Annotated in this window: 17 protein-coding genes; 12 read left to right on the forward strand and 5 right to left on the reverse strand. The window is 66.9% G+C overall.

Annotated features, from left to right (window positions below; all coding sequences use genetic code 11):
• Positions 1–304, reverse strand: a 304-nt coding sequence (locus FFS49_RS40655; RefSeq protein WP_137951068.1) for a hypothetical protein, incomplete at its 3' end; no start/stop codon positions are given.
• A 293-nt stretch (positions 305–597) separates the two neighbouring features.
• Here FFS49_RS40655 and FFS49_RS40660 point away from each other — a divergent pair.
• Positions 598–2133 (forward strand): sigma-70 family RNA polymerase sigma factor, encoded by a 1536-nt coding sequence (locus tag FFS49_RS40660; RefSeq protein WP_105815396.1) that lies wholly within the window; start codon positions 598–600, stop codon positions 2131–2133.
• 181 nt (positions 2134–2314) lie between these two features.
• Positions 2315–3217 carry a helix-hairpin-helix domain-containing protein gene (locus FFS49_RS40665; protein ID WP_105815397.1) on the forward strand — a complete coding sequence of 301 codons (903 nt, stop codon included), beginning with the start codon at positions 2315–2317 and terminating at the stop codon, positions 3215–3217.
• A 1-nt stretch (position 3218) separates the two neighbouring features.
• Here the strand turns inward: FFS49_RS40665 and FFS49_RS40670 are convergent, their stop codons facing one another.
• Positions 3219–4181 (reverse strand): hypothetical protein, encoded by a 963-nt coding sequence (locus tag FFS49_RS40670; protein ID WP_137909810.1) that lies wholly within the window; start codon positions 4179–4181, stop codon positions 3219–3221.
• Positions 4103–4528, reverse strand: coding sequence for a helix-turn-helix domain-containing protein (locus FFS49_RS40675; protein WP_105815399.1), 426 nt, complete (start codon positions 4526–4528; stop codon positions 4103–4105). Before FFS49_RS40675 ends, FFS49_RS40670 begins: the two co-directional genes overlap by 79 nt.
• A gap of 140 nt (positions 4529–4668) precedes the next feature.
• On the opposite strand from FFS49_RS40675, the gene FFS49_RS40680 reads away from it, so the two are divergent.
• Entirely contained in the window at positions 4669–5166 is a 498-nt protein-coding gene (locus FFS49_RS40680; protein WP_105815400.1) for a DUF2938 domain-containing protein, read from the forward strand.
• A 255-nt stretch (positions 5167–5421) separates the two neighbouring features.
• On the opposite strand, the gene FFS49_RS40685 is transcribed toward FFS49_RS40680, so the two are convergent.
• Complete coding sequence (locus FFS49_RS40685; protein ID WP_071332781.1) at positions 5422–5862, reverse strand: MarR family transcriptional regulator; 441 nt, start codon at positions 5860–5862, stop codon at positions 5422–5424.
• A gap of 121 nt (positions 5863–5983) precedes the next feature.
• Between FFS49_RS40685 and FFS49_RS40690 the strand changes: the two genes are divergently transcribed.
• Positions 5984–7513, forward strand: a complete 1530-nt coding sequence (locus tag FFS49_RS40690) for a DHA2 family efflux MFS transporter permease subunit (protein ID WP_105815401.1) — start codon at positions 5984–5986, stop codon at positions 7511–7513.
• A 37-nt stretch (positions 7514–7550) separates the two neighbouring features.
• Here the strand turns inward: FFS49_RS40690 and FFS49_RS40695 are convergent, their stop codons facing one another.
• The gene (locus tag FFS49_RS40695) at positions 7551–9065 is read right to left on the reverse strand and encodes an acetyl-CoA hydrolase/transferase family protein (protein WP_039357117.1); all 1515 of its coding nucleotides are present in this window, start codon (positions 9063–9065) and stop codon (positions 7551–7553) included.
• Between the two features lie 653 nt (positions 9066–9718).
• On the opposite strand from FFS49_RS40695, the gene FFS49_RS40705 reads away from it, so the two are divergent.
• From FFS49_RS40705 to FFS49_RS40740, 8 genes are all read left to right on the forward strand, one after another.
• Positions 9719–10399 carry a CDP-alcohol phosphatidyltransferase family protein gene (locus FFS49_RS40705; protein ID WP_039357120.1) on the forward strand — a complete coding sequence of 227 codons (681 nt, stop codon included), beginning with the start codon at positions 9719–9721 and terminating at the stop codon, positions 10397–10399.
• Positions 10396–11205 carry a 2OG-Fe(II) oxygenase gene (locus FFS49_RS40710; protein ID WP_105815403.1) on the forward strand — a complete coding sequence of 270 codons (810 nt, stop codon included), beginning with the start codon at positions 10396–10398 and terminating at the stop codon, positions 11203–11205. The genes FFS49_RS40705 and FFS49_RS40710 overlap by 4 nt, the downstream gene beginning before the upstream one ends.
• The gene (locus FFS49_RS40715) at positions 11202–12203 is read left to right on the forward strand and encodes a TIGR00374 family protein (RefSeq protein WP_071332784.1); all 1002 of its coding nucleotides are present in this window, start codon (positions 11202–11204) and stop codon (positions 12201–12203) included. The genes FFS49_RS40710 and FFS49_RS40715 overlap by 4 nt, the downstream gene beginning before the upstream one ends.
• 36 nt (positions 12204–12239) lie before the next feature.
• Complete coding sequence (locus FFS49_RS40720; protein ID WP_105815404.1) at positions 12240–13007, forward strand: phosphocholine cytidylyltransferase family protein; 768 nt, start codon at positions 12240–12242, stop codon at positions 13005–13007.
• Entirely contained in the window at positions 13004–14689 is a 1686-nt protein-coding gene (gene aepX / locus FFS49_RS40725) for a phosphoenolpyruvate mutase (RefSeq protein WP_039357130.1), read from the forward strand. The genes FFS49_RS40720 and aepX overlap by 4 nt, the downstream gene beginning before the upstream one ends.
• Positions 14686–15867 (forward strand): phosphonopyruvate decarboxylase, encoded by a 1182-nt coding sequence (gene aepY, locus FFS49_RS40730; protein ID WP_105815405.1) that lies wholly within the window; start codon positions 14686–14688, stop codon positions 15865–15867. The genes aepX and aepY overlap by 4 nt, the downstream gene beginning before the upstream one ends.
• Positions 15867–16931 carry a 2-aminoethylphosphonate aminotransferase gene (locus FFS49_RS40735; protein WP_105815406.1) on the forward strand — a complete coding sequence of 355 codons (1065 nt, stop codon included), beginning with the start codon at positions 15867–15869 and terminating at the stop codon, positions 16929–16931. Before aepY ends, FFS49_RS40735 begins: the two co-directional genes overlap by 1 nt.
• A gap of 628 nt (positions 16932–17559) precedes the next feature.
• Positions 17560–18030, forward strand: a complete 471-nt coding sequence (locus FFS49_RS40740) for a hypothetical protein (protein ID WP_137951070.1) — start codon at positions 17560–17562, stop codon at positions 18028–18030.
• Positions 18031–18129 lie beyond the last annotated feature (99 nt).

The raw sequence follows: 18129 nt of genomic DNA on the forward strand, positions 1-18129 counted from the left end.
GACAGGGGTAATACGCGGGGGCATAGTACGGATACGGATAGGGGTAGGGATACGGCGGCGGATAGGCCGGCGCGACGTAGACCGGAGCCGGTTCGACCACCGTCGCAGCCGGGCCCGGCGAAGGGGTGGCCGGCGCCGCGGTGGCCGGTGCGGCCGGCGTGACGGGGATCTCGCGCTGCGTCAGCGTGGCCGGCGCCGGCGCGTAGTAAGGCGCATAGCCATACGGACTCGTGTAATAACAGCCGCCTAGAGTCAGCGTCGTCAATGCGAATACCGCACACCTCGCGGCAGGAATCGGGGTCATCTGTTGCTCCGGCAGAATCCGCGCATCGCCGCCAGGCGCGCGCCTGACTGTAGCTTACGTCCCCTGCAGATTTCCGCTCGGTATGATCGGTTACTTTTTGTTTCCTGCACGGGAGGGGCGCGGGTACGCCGCGTGCTGGCGTCTGCCACGCCCGCGTTGAAGTTCGCACAAATGCCCTCAACTTAAACGATGTCAGGCTGGCCGGCGCGGACGGGGTTCGCGAGCAACCGGCGGCCCGAAACCAGCGGACTTCGGCCCGCCCAGACAGGAACGCGGCTCACGCCGCCATCGACATGACTACGCCACGCCCCACTCTCCGGGCGGACACGCCGCTCGATCCGATCATCCAGTTGCTGGCGCTCGCCGGCGAACAGGGTTATCTGACCCACGCCGACCTCGTCGACGCGCTGCCGCCCGAAAGCGACAGCCCCGACGCGCTCGACGTCGTGCGCGCCGCGCTCGCCGACATCGGCATCGCCGTGCTCGACGAGCCGCCCGCGCCTGCGCCGTTCGCCGGTTCGGCGCCTGTCGACGTCGATCGCGATGCGCTCGACGAAGGCCGCGCGATGCTCGGCGACCTCGCACGCGGCACGAGCGCGTCGACCGATCCGCTCGCCCTCTACATGCGCCGCATGCAGGCGGTGCCGCTGCTCACGCGCGAAGGCGAAATCGTGCTGGCGCGCGAGATCGAGACGGGCCGCCACCAGATCCTGCACGCGCTCGCCGGCTATCCGGCGGCGGTGGACGCGCTGCTTGCGCGTCATCGCGCAACGGCTTCGACCGGCGCAGCCGGGTCGTCCGATGACGACGCCGGCGACACGCCTGCGCCGGCCAGCTACGACGCGCTGCAGGCGGCCGTCGCGGCCTTGCGCAGCGCGTTGCACGCACACGGCTACCGTTCGGACGAATACCGTGACGCACGCAACCACGTCGCCGCCCTGCTCGGCTCGATCGCGTGGATCGCACCGGCCGTCGACGACGCGAGCGGCGTCGTGCGCACGCTCGTATCCGCGCCGCATCGCGCCGTGGCGGGCGAAGCCGCCTGCTTCGACACGGTCGCGCGGCGGGCGCTCGCCGCCGCGCTTGCAGACGGCCAGCAGAAAGTGCGCGACGCCACGCGTGCGATGCTCGAGGCGAACCTGCGGCTCGTGCTGTCGATCGCGCGCAAGTACATGAACCGCGGCGTCGACCTGCCCGATCTCGTGCAGGACGGCAGCCTCGGCCTGATGCGTGCGATCGAGAAATTCGAATACCGGCGCGGGTTCAAGTTCTCGACCTATGCGACCTGGTGGATCCGCCAGGCGATCGCGCGCGCGGTCGCGGATCGCGCCCGCACGATCCGCGTGCCCGTGCACGTCGGCGACCAGTACCAGCGTGTGCAGCGGCATGCGCTGCGGTTTCGCCAGCGCACGGGCCGCCGGGCGACGCCGGCCGACCTCGCGGCCGAAACCGGCCTCGACGAAGACAAGCTGCGTGCGGTGCTTGCGCTGCCTGCGGAGCCCGTATCGCTCGACACGCCGCTGCCCGACGCCGACACCAGCCTCGTGGAGCTGATCGAGGACCAGGCGTCGGCCAGCCCGTTCGAGCAACTGGCCGACACGCGGATGCGCGAGTGCGTGAGGTCGCTGCTCCGGTCGGTCACGCCGGCCGAGGCCGACGTGCTGCGCCGGCGGTTCGGCCTCGGCGGCGCCGAGCCCGATACCTACGACGCGATCGCGCAGGACGCGGGCATGTCGCGTGAACGCGTGCGGCAGATCGAGAAACGGGCGCTCGCCGCGTTGCGCACGGCCGCCGAGGCCGAAAACGCGCAGTCGTTCCTCGACGCTTGATCGCATCACGCGACGCACGGTCGTGCCGCTTTCCGGCACGACCGTGCGCTTCAAACCTGTGCTACGTTTGCCATTGACGTGCGTCAAGTTTTCTTCGTCGCGTGTCGCGACAATGATGCACAGCCGACCGGCGCATTGCTCGCCGTGTCCATTCCGTTTGTGCTTCCCCAGGTCCCTCGCCATGCAGACGAGCGCCAGCCAAACGTATGAGGAAAACCGGCATATCGCGGCCTGCCTGCGCGAGGCGGCGCAGCGGCTGGCTGACCAGGGCGCGAATCCGTACCGGGTCGCCGCATACCGCGCGTCTGCCGAGACGGTCGATGCGCTCGACCTCGACATCCGCACCCTGTTCGAATCCGGTGGCGTCGATGCGCTCGGGACGCTGCCCGAGATCGGCACGGGCGTCGCCCAGGCGATTGCCGAGCTGCTGGTCACGGGGCGCTGGCGCCAGCTCGACCGGCTGTGCGGCGACGCCGAACGCACCTCCGCGTTCGAAGCGGTGCCGGGCATCGGCCACGCGCTCGCGCTGCGCATTCACGACCTGCTGCACATCGATACGCTCGAGGAACTCGAACGCGCGGCCCGCAACGGCCAGCTCGAAACGATCTCGGGCGTCGGCCCGCGGCGCGCGGCCGGCATCCGCACCGCGCTCGACCACGTGCTCAGCCGCCGCCGGCGCTGGCAGGGCCACGTGCAGGACGCCGGCCCCGGCACGGAGCCGCCCGTCGAACTCCTCCTCTACATCGACCGCCTGTACCGCAACAAGGCCGCCGCCGGCGTGTTGCCGACGCCGGGCTTCGTGCAACGCGTCACCGCGCATCGGCGCCCGAATGCGGACGACTACGTGCCGCTACCCGTAATGCACATGACCAAGGGCGGCTGGCATTTCACCGCGCTGTGCCTGCATGCCGCGATGCGCACGCCGGAGGCCTCCCGCCCGACGGACTGGGTCTCGCTCTATTTCTACGACGCCCTGCAGCGCGAACACCAGCGCACCGTCTTCACCGAAACGTACGGCTCGCTCGTCGGCAAGCGCATCGTGCGCGGGCGCGAGCGGGAATGCCGCGTGTACTACGCGGGCTGAGTCAGTCGTCGCCGACCTCGTCGATGTCGAACGGGATGTCGAGCACCGACGCAACCTGGCGAAAGGCCTGGTTAAGCGAGCGGGAATGGCGGCTGGCACGGTTCACCCCGAGATCGAACCCGGTCGAATACGCGTTGTAATCGGTTCTGTGCTCCCGCTTCGGCACGTCGAACGAGAACGTCACCATGTAGTCGCCGTTCCAGCGAACCGGCATCACGTGCGTGAGTCGCAATCTCGTGATTGCGCCATGGCGAAACCGGAAGCTGTCGTCGCCGACACGAAACCCCGACCACGCACCGTCGTTCGACACGAACACGATCAGCGTTTCCTCCGGCGGCGCGGCGGGCGAGCCGTCTGCCGGGGCGAGATCGGCCGCCGACACCATCGCCGCCCCCGAACCGTCACGCCCTGTCTCGACGTCCACGTAGGCTTCGATCGTCCGCTTCGCCTTGTCGTAGAAACTGCGCGTCACTTCGGACCGCGCAGCGTCGGCAATCAGCACCAGTTGTTTGAATCGTGCCTGCTCGCCGTATCGAAGCGGCACATCGGGCAGGTCGTCGGGCTCGTCAGCCAGTTCGTCATCCAGACCATCGGTCTGTACAGGTGGAGCGGCCATGACAGGCGGTTCGATACCCCCGCGCCGCCGTGTCACCCAATCGATTCCCAACGCCAGCAGCACTTGCGGCGTCACCATCACGACGGCCACCGTCGCGAGCCCGGCGAGCACCCCGTAATGCGGCGCGACCCTCGATGCCGCATACGCGGCAGGAAACACAAGCAAAATCCACACACGCAACCCCGTTGTTCCTGTGTTGGATGTCCGGCAGGGAATGGCTCGGCGCCCCACCCTGCCACCACACCAACCCGCCAATCCCCGCTCGCCGCCTACGCGCCTTCCGTCTTGGTCCGGCGGGCCGGATGGCGATGCGCGGCGATGCGCAGCAGCTTCTGGAACGACGGGCATTCGAGATGGTTCGATGCCGGGCACACGGCCGCATGCCGCAACGCATCGCGCACGGCGCCGAGACGGCGAATCGTGCGGTCGAGTTCGTCGGCCTTGCCGTCGAGCTTCGCGCGATCGATCGCAGGCAGGCCGTCCGTGCCGACCATCGCGAGGATGTCGTCGAGCGAAAAGCCGGCCTCGCGGCCCAGCGCGATCAGCGCCAGGCGCTCCAGCACCGACTCGTCGTACTGCCGCCGCAGCCCGTGGCGGCCGATCGGCCCGATCAGCCCTTTTTCCTCGTAATAGCGCAGCGTCGACGCGGGCAATCCCGAGCGTCGCGCCACCTCTGCAATGTCCAGCCGACTCATGCTTGACCTCAAGTGAACTTGAAGTTGCAAGATAGTCGTTCGACTCCATGAAGACAAGCCCGGACTGACATGAAACCGTTGAAACCACGCTGTATTCCGCTGCGCGGCGCAGCCTGTTCCCTTTTCTGCGGAGGGACGCGATGAGCCTGCCCGCCCTCCTGCTCGACCTGCTGCTGATCGGCACGGGCGCCACGCTCGTGATGGATCTGTGGACGCTGTTCCGGCGGCGTGCCTTCGGCATTCCGTCGCTCGACTATGCGCTGGTCGGCCGCTGGATCGGTCACATGATGCACGGCCGGTTCCGGCATGCGTCGATCGTCGCCTCGGCACCCGTTCCCGGCGAACGCGCGCTCGGCTGGGGCGCCCATTACGCGATCGGCATCGCGTTCGCGGCGCTGCCCCTCCTGATCGCCGGCCAGACGTGGATCGACGCGCCGACGCCGCTGCCGGCACTCGTCGCCGGGCTCGCGAGCGTCGCCGCCCCGTTCTTCGTGATGCAGCCGGCGCTCGGTCTCGGCATCGCGGCGTCGCGCACACCGCAGCCGGGCGTCGCGCGCCGGCGCAGCGTCGTCACGCATCTGTCGTACGGAGTGGGGCTCTATCTTGCGGCGTACATGCTCGCGGCGCTGGCCCGTTGAGCACATGGACTCCCCAAGGCCCTAACAGCTGGCGTCGGCTCGACCGAGCCGACATCGACACCCACGCAAGCGCTTTGTCGAGCCCAACGGGCGCTCGTCCTGTGCCAGCCGGACGAAGGCCACGCCGGGCATCGGCACCAGCGCAACGGCCATGACAACGCCGCGTGCCGGCATGGGGGCAAACGCGGCGTGCTCGCGCGCTGCCACCCGGTGTTTTCAGGTCGTTCATCCGGGCCGCCCGAATGGCGGCCCGCATCATTCCCCGCCGCAGTCGATCAGGTTGCGGCGCACGCGCCCGAGCAGCCGCACCAGCGTATCGCGCTCGTCGGGCGTGAAGCCGCGCAGCCCGTCGTCGGCGACGGTGTCACCCACTTCGAGCATCTGCGGAAAGATCTCGCGCGACTTGTCGGTCAGCCGGATCATGAATGCGCGGCGATCGTCGTCGTTCGCGACGCGCTCGATCCAGCCGTAGCTTTCCATCCGGTCGAGCAACCGCGTGAGCGAGATCGGCGCGATCTCGAGCCATTCGGCGAGCCGCGCCTGATTCATCTCGCCCTTCCACGTCAGGTACGCGAGCACGCGGCTTTGCGCCCGTGTCAGCCCGATGCGCTTCGCGCGCCGGTCGAACAGGCGTCCGTTCAGGCGGGCGACGTCGGCAATCAGATAGCCGATCCGGTTCTCGTAAGTCTTGTCCATGCGGCGATTATAGGGGTCAAGCCGATCATGCCCAGTCGATAAGCGGATATATAATAAGCGTGCTTATAATTCAAGTCACACCGGATCGCCGCCCACGGCGACCGCCCCACGGAGACACCGCTTGAACCCCGCCGCCGACGCCCCCGCCTCGCCCGCGCTGAACCGGCCGATGCTGACCTTGTCGATCATGCTCGCCACACTGATCCAGACCCTCGACAGCACGATCGCGAACGTCGCCCTGCCGCACATGCAGGGCACGCTGTCCGCGTCGCAGGACGAGATCACGTGGGTGCTGACCTCGTATATCGTCGCCGCGGCGATCGCGACCCCGCTCACCGGCTGGCTGTCCGACCGGCTCAGCGTGAAACGGCTGCTGATCGTGTCGATCGCGGGCTTCACGGTTGCGTCGGCGCTGTGCGGGCTGTCCGAGACGCTCGTGCAGATCGTCGGCGCGCGCCTGCTGCAGGGCGTGTTCGGCGCCGCGCTGGTGCCGCTGTCGCAGTCGATCCTGCTCGACATCAATCCGCGCGAGAAACAAGGCCAGGCGATGGCGATCTGGGGGATGGGCGTGATGGTCGGCCCGATCCTCGGCCCGACGCTCGGCGGCTGGCTCACCGACAGCTACAACTGGCGCTGGGTGTTCTTCATCAACGTGCCGATCGGCGCGTTCGCGCTCGCCGGCGTGATGACCTTCCTGCCCGCACGCGCGCCGCGCCCGCACGTGAAGTTCGACGCGTTCGGCTTCGCGACGCTCGCGCTCGCGATCGGCGCGTTCCAGGCCATGCTCGACCGCGGCGAACAGCTCGACTGGTTCGGCTCGTACGAGATCCGCATCGAGGCGATCGTCGCGGCGCTCAGCTTCGCGTTCTTCCTCGTGCATACGGCGACCGTCGGCAAGGCGTCGTTCTTCAAGTCGGAACTGCTGCGCGACCCGAACTTCGCCACCGGCACGCTGTTCATCTTCGTGGTCGGCGCGGTGCTGTACGCGACTCGCGCGCTGCTGCCGCCGATGCTGCAGAAACTGATGGGCTACCCGGTCGCGACGACGGGCCTCGTCACCGCGCCAAGCGGCGCCGGCACGATGATCGCGATGCTGTTCGTCGGCAGGCTGCTGAAATACGTGGATGCGCGGATGCTGCTGCTCGCGGGGCTGTCGATTTCCGCGCTCGCGCTCTGGCAGATGATGCAGTACACGGTCGTGCTGTCCGAAGCGAACATCGTGTGGCCCGGCGTGGTGCAGGGCTTCGGGCTGGGGCTCGTGTTCGTGCCGCTGAGCGCGCTGTCGTTCTCGACGCTGCCGCCCGATCTGCGTGCGGACGGCACGGCCACCTACAGCCTGATGCGCAACATCGGCAGCAGTATCGGCATCTCGATCGTGCAGACGCTGATGACGCGCAACACGCAGGTCGCGCATGCGGACCTCGCGACTCACATCACGCCGTTCAACCCGGCGGTGCAGGCGATGACCGGCAGCCGCCTCGACATCGCGCTGCTCGACCGCACGATCAACCAGCAGGCGTCGATGATCGCGTACCTGAACGACTTCAAGCTGATGTTCGTCGCGACACTGCTGATGATTCCGCTGTTGCTGCTGATCCGCCCGCCGCGGAAAACGGCGAGCGTCGAGATCGCGCACGCGGCGATGGATTGACGGGCGCACGTACGGCGCGCGCCCGCTTCGCTCTGCGTCAGGCCTTCATCGTGCCGGTGCGCACGTAGCGCTCGTGCCACGACAGCGCCTCGGCGAGCAGGTGCGGCGTATGCTTGCCGAAGCTTTCGCGCGACGCGCGCTCGAAGTAATCCTCGAGCATCGGCCGGTAATCGGGGTGCGCGCAGGTCGCGATGATCTTGCGTGCGCGCTGCTTCGGCGACAGGCCGCGCAAGTCCGCGAGGCCCTGCTCGGTGACGACCACCGCGACGTCGTGCTCGGTGTGGTCGACGTGGCTCGCCATCGGCACGATCCGCGAGATCGCGCCGCCCTTTGCGGTACTCGCCGACATGAAGCACGACAGGTAGCCGTTGCGCGCGAAGTCGCCCGAGCCGCCGATGCCGTTCTGGATCTTCGTGCCCATCACGTGCGTCGAGTTCACGTTGCCGTAGATGTCGGCCTCGATCATCCCGTTCATCGCGATGCAGCCGAGGCGGCGCACGAGTTCCGGATGGTTGCTGATCTCCTGCGGGCGCAGCACGATCTTCTCGCGGAACGTCGCGATTTCGTCGGCGAAGCGCTGCACGGCGGCCGGGCTCAGCGACAGCGCGGTGGCCGACGCAAAGCTCAACGTGCCGTCCTGCAGCAGGTCGAGCATGCCGTCCTGGATCACCTCGGTGTACGCGGTCAGGTTCGAGAAGCCGGCCGAGCTGAGCTCCGCGAGCACCGCATTCGTGATGTTGCCGACACCCGACTGCAGCGGCAGCAGGTTTTCCGGCAGGCGGCCGCGCTTCACTTCGTGACGCAGGAAGTCGATCAGTTGATGGGCGATCTGCTTCGACGTCGCGTCCGGCGCGGAGAACGCGTTGCTGCGATCCGGCGCGTCGGTCTCGACGATCGCGACGATCTTGTCGGCCGGGCAGCGCAGGTACGGCTCGCCGATCCGGTCGTCGCTCTTCGTCAGCGGAATCGGCTTGCGGTGCGGCGGCAGCGCGGTGCCGTAATAGACGTCGTGCATCCCGTCGAGGCCGAGCGGCTGGCGCGAGTTGACTTCGAGGATCACGTGCTTCGCGCGTTCGAGCCAGGTCTTGTTGTTGCCGATCGACGCGGACGGAATCAGCAGGCCGTCCTCGCGGATGCCCGCGACTTCGACGATCGCGACGTCGAGATCGCCGTACAGCCCGAACCATGCGTACTGCGCGACGTGGCTCAGGTGGACGTCCTGGTAGTCGACTTCGCCGCCGTTGATCTTGTCGCGCAACGTCGGGTCGGACTGGTACGGCAGGCGCATCGAGATGCCGTTGGTGCGGGCGAGCGCGCCGTCGAGTTCCGGCGCGGTCGATGCGCCCGTCAGTACGTTGATCCGGAAGTCCTCGCCGCGCGTGTGCGCCGCGTCGATGTGGGCGGCAAGTGCGGCCGGCACGGCCTTCGGATAGCCGGAGCCCGTGAAGCCGCTCATGGCGACGGTCATGCCGGGACGGATCAGCGCGGCGGCTTCGTCGGCGGTGCGGACGAGCGAACGCAGGGCGGGAGCGAGGATGCGTGATGAAGACATGGCTGGTTTCTGACGCTTGGGTCTGTCGTTGACGTCGCGGGGGGTGTCTCCTGAGCGACATGAAGCCCTTGGGGCCGCGAGGGGCGGCCGGCACCACAGGCACGGTCGGAGTATCGCAGAGGCCATTGCTGCGAAATGTCCGCCAAATGCAAAAGATCCTTGCCGGATTTGCCGGGTATCGAACGACCGTTCTGTGACAGGCGCGCCGTTTAAATCGAATGCTCACGAAAGGTGCGCGAAAGCATCGGGCAGAATGACCTGCTGTCGATCGACAACCCGTGCGCATCAATCGACGGATTTCCATTCGGATTTATCGCCTGCCGATCGGCAATGACCGACGCCCTTCCGGCGCGGCCAATTGTCACCCGATGCGGCTCGTTCCGACCTGACGCACGTCAAGCTCGCACGCGCCGCGCGACGCGCGGCGGGACGCGCGAAAAGCATTGCCGCACCGGCCTGTGCGGCCCGTCCGCCCTTGACAGTCGCGCGACGCGAACCACACTGGAATACGGATGCCGCAGCCACGCTCGGCCACCCTTTCGCGCACGCGCTTTTGGGCCGGCCGATCGCCGCAAGACGCGGTAACACTCCCTCATGTCAGGACATTGATCGAATAAAAAGCACCAAATTACAATTCCGTATATATTTCGCCGATGGACCAAAGAAAAACCGCCACACGTTCCGAACCGCCCCTGCCTCGCACCTGGGATGCGCGGCTCGCGCGCTCGCTTGTCCGACCGCTCGTCGACACGCCCGTCACCCCGAATCACCTCACTACCGTTCGCCTGCTGATCGGCCTCGCCGGCGCCTGGTGCCTCGCGCACGGCGGCTTCGGCTGGAGCAATGCAGGCGCGTTCCTGATCGTGCTGTCGAACTTCGTCGACCACACCGATGGCGAGCTCGCGCGCATCAGCGGGAAATCCAGCAAGATCGGTCATTTTTACGACCTCGCGGCAGACGCGCTCGTCACGGTCGCGCTGTTCGTCAGCATGGGCGTCGGCATCGTCGCCCAGGGCGGCCAGATGGCTGCGTCGCCGGTGCTGCTCGGCGCGGTGGCCGGCGCGGCCGTTGCACTGATCTTCTTCCTGCGCATGCGGATCGAATCGTTCGCCGGCAAGGCCGGCACCAAGCAGGCATTCGCCGGCGGCTTCGAGACCGAAGACGTGCTTTACCTGCTGCCGCTCGTGACGCTGTTCGACGGGGTCGAGCCGTTCCTGCTCGCGGCGTCGATCGGCGCCCCGCTGTTCGCCGCGTGGGTCGTGTTCGACTGGTGGCGCATCGTCCGGCGCGGCAACGTTTCGCAGAACCCTACTGAAATCCAGGCTTCCAAATGACTCCTAGCACGCGCGACGACTCCGTGCTGAGCCCGGCACGCCCCGCGCCCGTGCGCGCGGCCGCGGCCGACCCCGATCGCACCGTGGCCGACCGTGTCGGCACGCTCGACCTCGACCGCCTGCGCGGCGACTACACGCGCCAGGGCTCGTTCCTGTACCTCGACCAATTCCTGCCGGCCGACGCGCACGCGAAGCTGGCCGACGCCGCCCGCGCGATGCAGGCCGGCCTGAACCGCAATTACCTGCCCGGCCACAAGCAAGGCGGCAGCGTAAGCCGCCATACGATCGACGAACAGGCGCCGTACATCGCGGAACTGTATCGCTCGAAGGCGCTGATCTCGTTCCTCGAAAAAGTGACGGGCGACAAGCTGATGCTGTCGCCGGACGACGATCCGCACGCATACGCGCTGTATTACTACACGAAGCCCGGCGACCACATCGGCTGGCACTACGACACGTCGTACTACGACGGCCGCCGCTACACGCTGCTGATCGGCGTGATCGACGAATCGTCGTGCCGGCTCGACTACGAGCTGCACACGCGCAATCCGGACGTGGCCGACGAGTCCGGCTCCGTGCAGATCGCCGACGGCGGCATCGTGCTGTTCGACGGCGACAAGCTGCGCCATCGCATCACGCCGCTCGGCCAGAACGAGATGCGCGTGTCGCTCACGTTCGAATACGTGACGAACCCCGGCATGCGACCGTGGAAGCGCTTCATCTCGAACATGAAGGATGCGATCGCGTATTTCGGTTTCCGCCAGGTGTTCAAGCAACTGGCGACGCGACGCACGACCGGGTCATGACACGCGCCGGCCTTATCCTGCTGTCCCTCGGGACCGCACTCTTCGTTGCACTCCTTGCCTGGCAGGGCGTCGGCGCGGTGGCGTCCACGTTCCTCGCGGCCGGCTGGGGGCTCGCGCTCGTCGCGGCGTTCCACGTCGTGCCGCTCGTGATCGACGCGATGGCGATCTCCGTGATGTTCCGCCCCGGCCAGCCGGGTGCCGAGCTCGGCAACGCGCTGCGCGCGCGCTGGGTCGGCGAATCGGTGAACAGCCTGCTGCCCGCCGGGCAGATCGGCGGCCCCGTGCTGATGGTGCGCCACCTCGCGCAGCGCGGCACGCGGATGGCCGACGCGGCGGCCGCCGTCACGGTCAGCACGACGATGCAGGCGCTTTCGCAGATGGCGTTCGCGCTGATCGGCATCGCCGCGTTCAGCCTGTATGCGACGCACGAATCGGTCGCGCACCTGCGCACGCCCGCGCTGATCGCCACCGGCGTGCTCGGCGCCCTCGCCGCGCTGTTCTATGTGGCGCAGCGGCGCGGGCTGTTCGGCCGCGGCCTGCGCCTCGCGTCGAAGCTGCTCGGCCCGCGCGACTGGTCGTCGCTGGCCACCCGCGCCGATGCGATCGACGACGCGGTGGGCGCGCTGTACCGCGATCGCGCGAAGGTCGCGAAGACCTTCGCATTGAGTCTCGTCGGCTGGATCGTCGGCACCGCGGAAGTGTGGCTCGCGCTGCACTTCCTCGGGCATCCGGTGAGCTGGCTCGACGCGCTGCTGCTCGAGAGTGTCGGCCAGGCCATTCGTGGCGCGGCCTTCGCGATCCCGGGCTCGCTCGGCGCGCAGGAAGGCGGTTACCTGCTTCTCGCGCCGCTGGTCGGACTGCCGCCCGACGCGGCGCTCGCGCTGTCGCTTGCGAAACGCGCGCGCGAACTCGCGCTCGGCCTGCCCGGCCTGCTCTATCTGCATTTCAGTGAAAGAAACTGGCAGCGGCGCCGTGCGCCGCAGCCGCTCGCCGACTGATCGTTCAGATCCGCCGGCTTTTTGGTTGGAGAACCCATGCGAGCCATCATTCTTGCGGCAGGCCTCGGCTTGCGCCTGCAACAACCGCCCGAGGCGCAGTACCCGAAGTGCCTGCTGCGCTTCGACGACGTTTCGCTGCTCGAGCGCCATCTGCGCGTACTCGATGCCGCAGGCGTCGACGAGATCGTGCTTGGGCTCGGCTTCCAGCACGAGAAGGTCGAGCAGGAATTGAAGCGCCTCGGCCGCCAGGCCGAGATCGTGATCAACGACCGCTACGACCTCGGCAGCGTGCTGACCGTGCATACCGTCGCCGATGCGATGACGCGCGGCGGCGACGTGCTGCTGATGGACGCCGACGTGCTGTATGACGAGAACATCCTGCACGCGCTGGTGGCCGATTCCGACCGTGCGGTCGACCGCCTGCTGATCGATCGCGACTTCGAAGCCGGCGACGAGCCCGTCAAGCTGTGCCTGAAGGACGGCGTGCCGGTCGAGCTGCGCAAGCAGCTCGCGGTCGACCTCCAGTACGACACGATCGGCGAATCGGTCGGCTTCTTCCGCTTCACCGAAGGCACCGCACGCCGCCTCGCGACGATCGTCGCGGGCTACGTCGACAGCGGCCGCGCGAACATGCCGCACGAAGAAGCCGTGCGCGACCTGCTGCTCGAAGGCGGCCACTCGTTCGACGTCGCCGACGTCACCGGCTCGCCGTGGATCGAGATCGACTTCCCGAACGACGTCGCTCGCGCCACGCAAGAAATCCTCCCCCTGATTCAACGCACCACCGCAGGAGTCGCACGATGAACGCACGCGAACCCAACTTCACCGAATCGCGCAGCGCACGCCTGCGCCGCATGCTCGTCAGCAGCGACCTCGAATTCCTGATGGAAGCGCACAACGGCTTGTCCGCGCGGATCGTCCGCGAAGCCGGCTTCAAGGGCATCTGGGCATCGGGCCTCGCGATCTCCGCGCAGTTCGGCGTGCGTGACAACAACGAAGCCAGCTGGACCCAGGTCGTCGACGTGCTCGAATTCATGGCGGATGCGAGCGACCTGCCGATCCTGCTCGACGGCGACACCGGCTACGGCAACTTCAACAACGTGCGCCGCCTCGTGAAGAAGCTCGAGCAGCGCGGCATCGCCGGCGTCTGTATCGAGGACAAGCAGTTCCCGAAGACCAACAGCTTCATCGGCGGCGAGCGCCAGCCGCTCGCGGAAATCGACGAATTCTGCGGCAAGATCAAGGCCGGCAAGGATTCGCAGACCGATCCCGACTTCTCGATCGTCGCGCGTGTCGAAGCGCTGATCGCCGGCTGGGGCATGGACGAGGCGCTGCGCCGCGCGAACGCATACGCGGAAGCCGGCGCCGACGCGATCCTGATCCACAGCAAGCTGTCGCGCCCGGACGAGATCCTGCAATTCGCGCGCGAATGGAGCGGCAAGGCGCCGCTCGTAATCGTGCCGACCAAGTACTACAGCACGCCGACCGACGTGTTCCGCCAGGCCGGCATCAGCACCGTGATCTGGGCGAACCACCTGATCCGCGCGTCGGCATCCGCGATGCAGGCGACCGCACGCGAGATCCACGAGAGCGAAACGCTGATCAACGTCGAGGACCGCGTTGCATCGGTCAACGAGATCTTCCGCCTGCAGGACGCCGACGAATACTCGGCGGCCGAGCGTATCTACCTGTCGTCGTCGTCGCGTGCGTCGAACGCGGCGATCGTGCTCGCCGCGAGCCGCGGCAAGGGCCTGGAAGCCGTGACCGAAGACAAGCCGAAGGTCATGCTGCCGGTCGCCGGCAAGCCGCTGCTGCGCTGGCTCGTCGACGGCTTCAAGACGCACGGCGTGAACGACATCACCGTGGTCGGCGGCTATCGCGCCGACGCGATCGACACGTCGGGCATCAAGCTCGTCGTCAACGAACGCCATGCACAGACGGGCGAACTCGCGTCGCTCGCCTGCGCGGCCGACCGCCTGACCGGCGACACCGTGATCTCGTACGGCGACCTGCTGTTCCGCAGCTACATCGTGCGCGACCTGGCGGAGAGCGAGGCCGAGTTCAGCGTGGTGGTCGATTCGTCGCTCACCGAGACCAACCAGAGCGTGCGTGATTTCGCGCTCTGCTCCGCCGCAGACGATCGCGGCCTGTTCGGCCAGAAGACGTACCTGCAACGCGTATCGAGCGACGTCGCCGCAGGCACGCCGCACGGCCGCTGGATCGGCCTGCTGAACGTGCGCGGCGCCGGTGTCGACCGCCTGAAGGCGATGCTCGCGACGCTGCAGGCGCGTCCGGATTTCGACACGCTCGATATCCCGTCGCTGCTCAACGAACTGATCGCCGCCGGCGAGAAGATCGAAGTGCAGTACGTGCACGGCCACTGGCGCGGCGTCAACGATCTCGAAGACTTCCGCCGCGCGGGCGACTTCGCGCACGGCCAGACGCCGCTGTCCGAACCGGGTGCCGGCAACGGGGGCGCGCAATGATCGAAGCGGCCCAGTTCGTCGAGGCCGCGCGCGAGCGTGGTTTCGACTGGTACGCGGGCGTGCCCTGCTCGTACCTGACGCCGTTCATCAATTACGTGCTGCAGGACCCGACGCTGAATTACGTGTCGGCCGCGAACGAAGGCGACGCGGTCGCGCTGATCGCGGGCGCGACGCTCGGTGGCAAGCGCGGCATCGCGATGATGCAGAACTCGGGGCTCGGCAACGCGGTGAGCCCGCTCACGTCGCTCACGTGGACGTTCCGCCTGCCGCAGCTGCTGATCGTCACGTGGCGCGGCCAGCCGGGCGTGGCCGACGAGCCGCAGCACGCGCTGATGGGCCCGATCACGCCCGCGATGCTCGACACGATGGAGATCCCGTGGGAGACGTTCCCGACCGACCCCGAACAGGTCGGCCCGGCACTCGACCGCGCGATTGCGCACATGGACGCGACGGGCCGCCCGTACGCGCTCGTGATGCAGAAAGGCAGCGTCGCGCCGTATGAGCTGAAGGCCAACCCGGCCGCGAAACCGCGCGCGCATGTCGCTGCACAGTCGTCGTCGCGCGCCGCGTCGACCGATGCGTGGCCGACCCGCCAGGACGCGCTGCAGCGCGTAATCGCGCACACGCCGGTCGAATCGACCGTCGTGATCGCGTCGACCGGCTTCTGCGGCCGCGAACTCTACGCAATCGACGACCGCCCGAACCAGCTGTACATGGTCGGCTCGATGGGTTGCGTGACGTCGCTCGCGCTCGGCCTCGCGCTTGCGCGCCCCGACCTGCGCGTGGTCGCGGTCGACGGCGACGGCGCCGCGCTGATGCGCATGGGCGTGTTCGCGACGCTCGGCACCTACGGCCCGGCGAACCTCACGCACGTGCTGCTCGACAACGGTGCGCACGAATCGACCGGTGGCCAGGCCACCGTGTCGCAACATGTTTCGTTCGCGGGTGTGGCTGCCGCGTGCGGGTATGCGTCGGCGGTCGAAGGCGATACGCTGGACGTGCTCGATACGGTGCTGGCCGCGCCGGCCGACGGTACGCAGTTCGTGCGGCTCGCGATCCGCACCGGCGTGCCCGACGGCCTGCCCCGCCCGACCGTCACGCCGGTCGAGGTCAAGAATCGTCTGATGCGGCACATCGGCGCCGCGCAGGCCGAAGCCCACGTTGAAGGAGCCCATTGATGCTGCTGCTGAACCCCGGCCCGGTCACGCTCACCGAACGCGTGCGCCGCAGCCTGCTGCAACCCGATCTGTGCCATCGCGAAAGCGAATTCTTCGATCTGCAGGATGAGGCGCGTGCGCGTCTCGTCGCCGCGTATGAACTCGATCCGGCTGAGTGGGCGGCCGTGCTGATGACGGGGTCGGGCACGGCCGCGGTCGAAAGCATGATCGCCGCGCTCGTGCCGAAGGACGGCAAGCTGCTCGTGATCGAGAACGGTGTGTATGGCGAGCGGATTTCGCAGATCGCGACGCAGTACGGGATCGCGCATGATGTGCTCAAGCATGAGTGGATGCAGGCGCCCGATCTCGCGCAGATTGGTGCGAAGCTCGATGCGGGTGGGTATTCGCACGTTGCCGTGATTCATCATGAAACGACGACCGGCCGCCTGAACGATCTCGGCGCGATCGCGGAAGTCTGCCGTGCGCGTGGCGTGAAGATGCTCGTTGATGGTGTGAGCAGCTTTGGTGCGGAAGCGATCGATTTTGCCGGTGGCGATATCGATGCCGTGGCTGCCACCGCGAACAAGTGCCTGCATGGTGTGCCGGGCGCGGCGTTCGTGATCGTGCGTCGTAGTGCGCTCGCGAAGGCCGCAAGCCGTACTTACTACCTCGATCTCGGTCGTCTCGCGAAGCTGCAGGATCAGCGCAATACGCCGTTCACGCCTTCCGTGCATGCGTATTACGCACTCGTCGAGGCGCTGCGCGAGTTTGACGAGGCTGGCGGCTGGCGTGCGCGGCATGCGCATTACAAGGCGCTCGCCGATCAGGCGCAAGCCGGGCTTGCGGCGCGCGGGATGCCGCTGGTGCTGCCGGAAGGCGAATCGTCGGTGGTGCTGCGTGCGTACCGGTTGCCGCAAGGTGTGACGTACGAGACGCTGCACGACGGGCTCAAGGCGCGTGGCTTCGTGATCTATGCGGGGCAAGGCGGGTTGTCGAAGGAGCTGTTCCGGATTTCGACGATGGGCGCGATTCAGGCGGCTGATGTCGAGCGGTTGCTGGAGGGGTTTACGGCGTTGACGCGGTAAGCGTTGTCTGCATCTTTGTCTTCAAAAGGCCCGCAAGGGCCTTTTTTGTTCCTGGCGCATCGTTCGGAAACATGAACCCTATTGCCAGTCAGGTCAAATGAGTCGGTCGACACGAACGCCAACATCAAAGAGAATCGACTGGAGTCGCTCTCGCCGTCCTCCGAAACTACGCAAATCAAGCGTCGAGATGAAATCCCCTTCAATCGTCAAACCACTCGAGCGCCCGCTGGCGGAGTATGGATCCAGCGTCGATTCTGCTCGACAAGTCATGGCGGCTGGGTTGCGATGGCCAACCCCATATTGGTGCGATCTCGCGATCGGTTGGTTAGAGCAAGGTCTAGCTATCGACGACAAAATATGCGAGTTGTTGCAGGAAATTTCCGGGAATCGACGTTTCCCGCAGGGTCTGCGTCATCGCGCATTTGCATTACGTGTTCGAGCCGTCAGGAACAGGAGTATCGAGTAGTCAATCAACCTTGGCAGTGACGAAGATTTCGCGCTTGGTGCACTACGATTCGCGGTGGTGGTAGCCATGTGTGGCGTCTGACAACCGGACACACACGATGGCCAAAGGGCCTGCCTATTCGCAAACTATAGCCACGTGTTTACAGGATTGGAAAACCAGAATATGTCTTGGTGGAAACCTTTTTCCCGTAAAGGAACGAAAGTGCCGGCGCCGGCAATTACCTCGGAAAAAACACTTGAGCTTCGCACCGGAACCTCGGAGTTCGAAGCATTTATCGCTTTTGCCGAAATCGAATCAGGCGAGAATCTCCCGCACGGCGCCGAGCATTTGGCTGCGCTACTCACCTATGCACCAGCGCGCCCGGAGTGGCTGCATCTTGCGAGGCGTTATGCGCAGCGAGCAGGTGATCGAGCGGACGAAGTGTTGCTGCCAGAAACCGAACATCGCTACGCGTCGACCGAAGCGCTCAGGGCATTGCTCTGGGCGTGGCAAGGAAGATTGTCGGAGGCTGTCGATCGCCTTCTGCATGCACAGGAGGCCCTCCCGACAACGGACTACCTGAATGCCTGGGCACGCGAATGGATCGAGCCGGCCGGCGCGCTGGAGTCCCTCCCTTCAAATGCGGTGGACTAGACTAAATCTGACAGTGGTTGGTTTTTCATGCTGGCGCGCATTAGCGCGAAGGGCGTAGCCCGCAGCGGCAATGCGCGCCGCGAACAGCAAGGAGTCCAC

Source organism: Burkholderia sp. 4NA327C6 (genome assembly GCF_005502655.1).
In the GTDB taxonomy this organism is placed as follows: Bacteria; Pseudomonadota; Gammaproteobacteria; order Burkholderiales; family Burkholderiaceae; genus Burkholderia; species Burkholderia contaminans.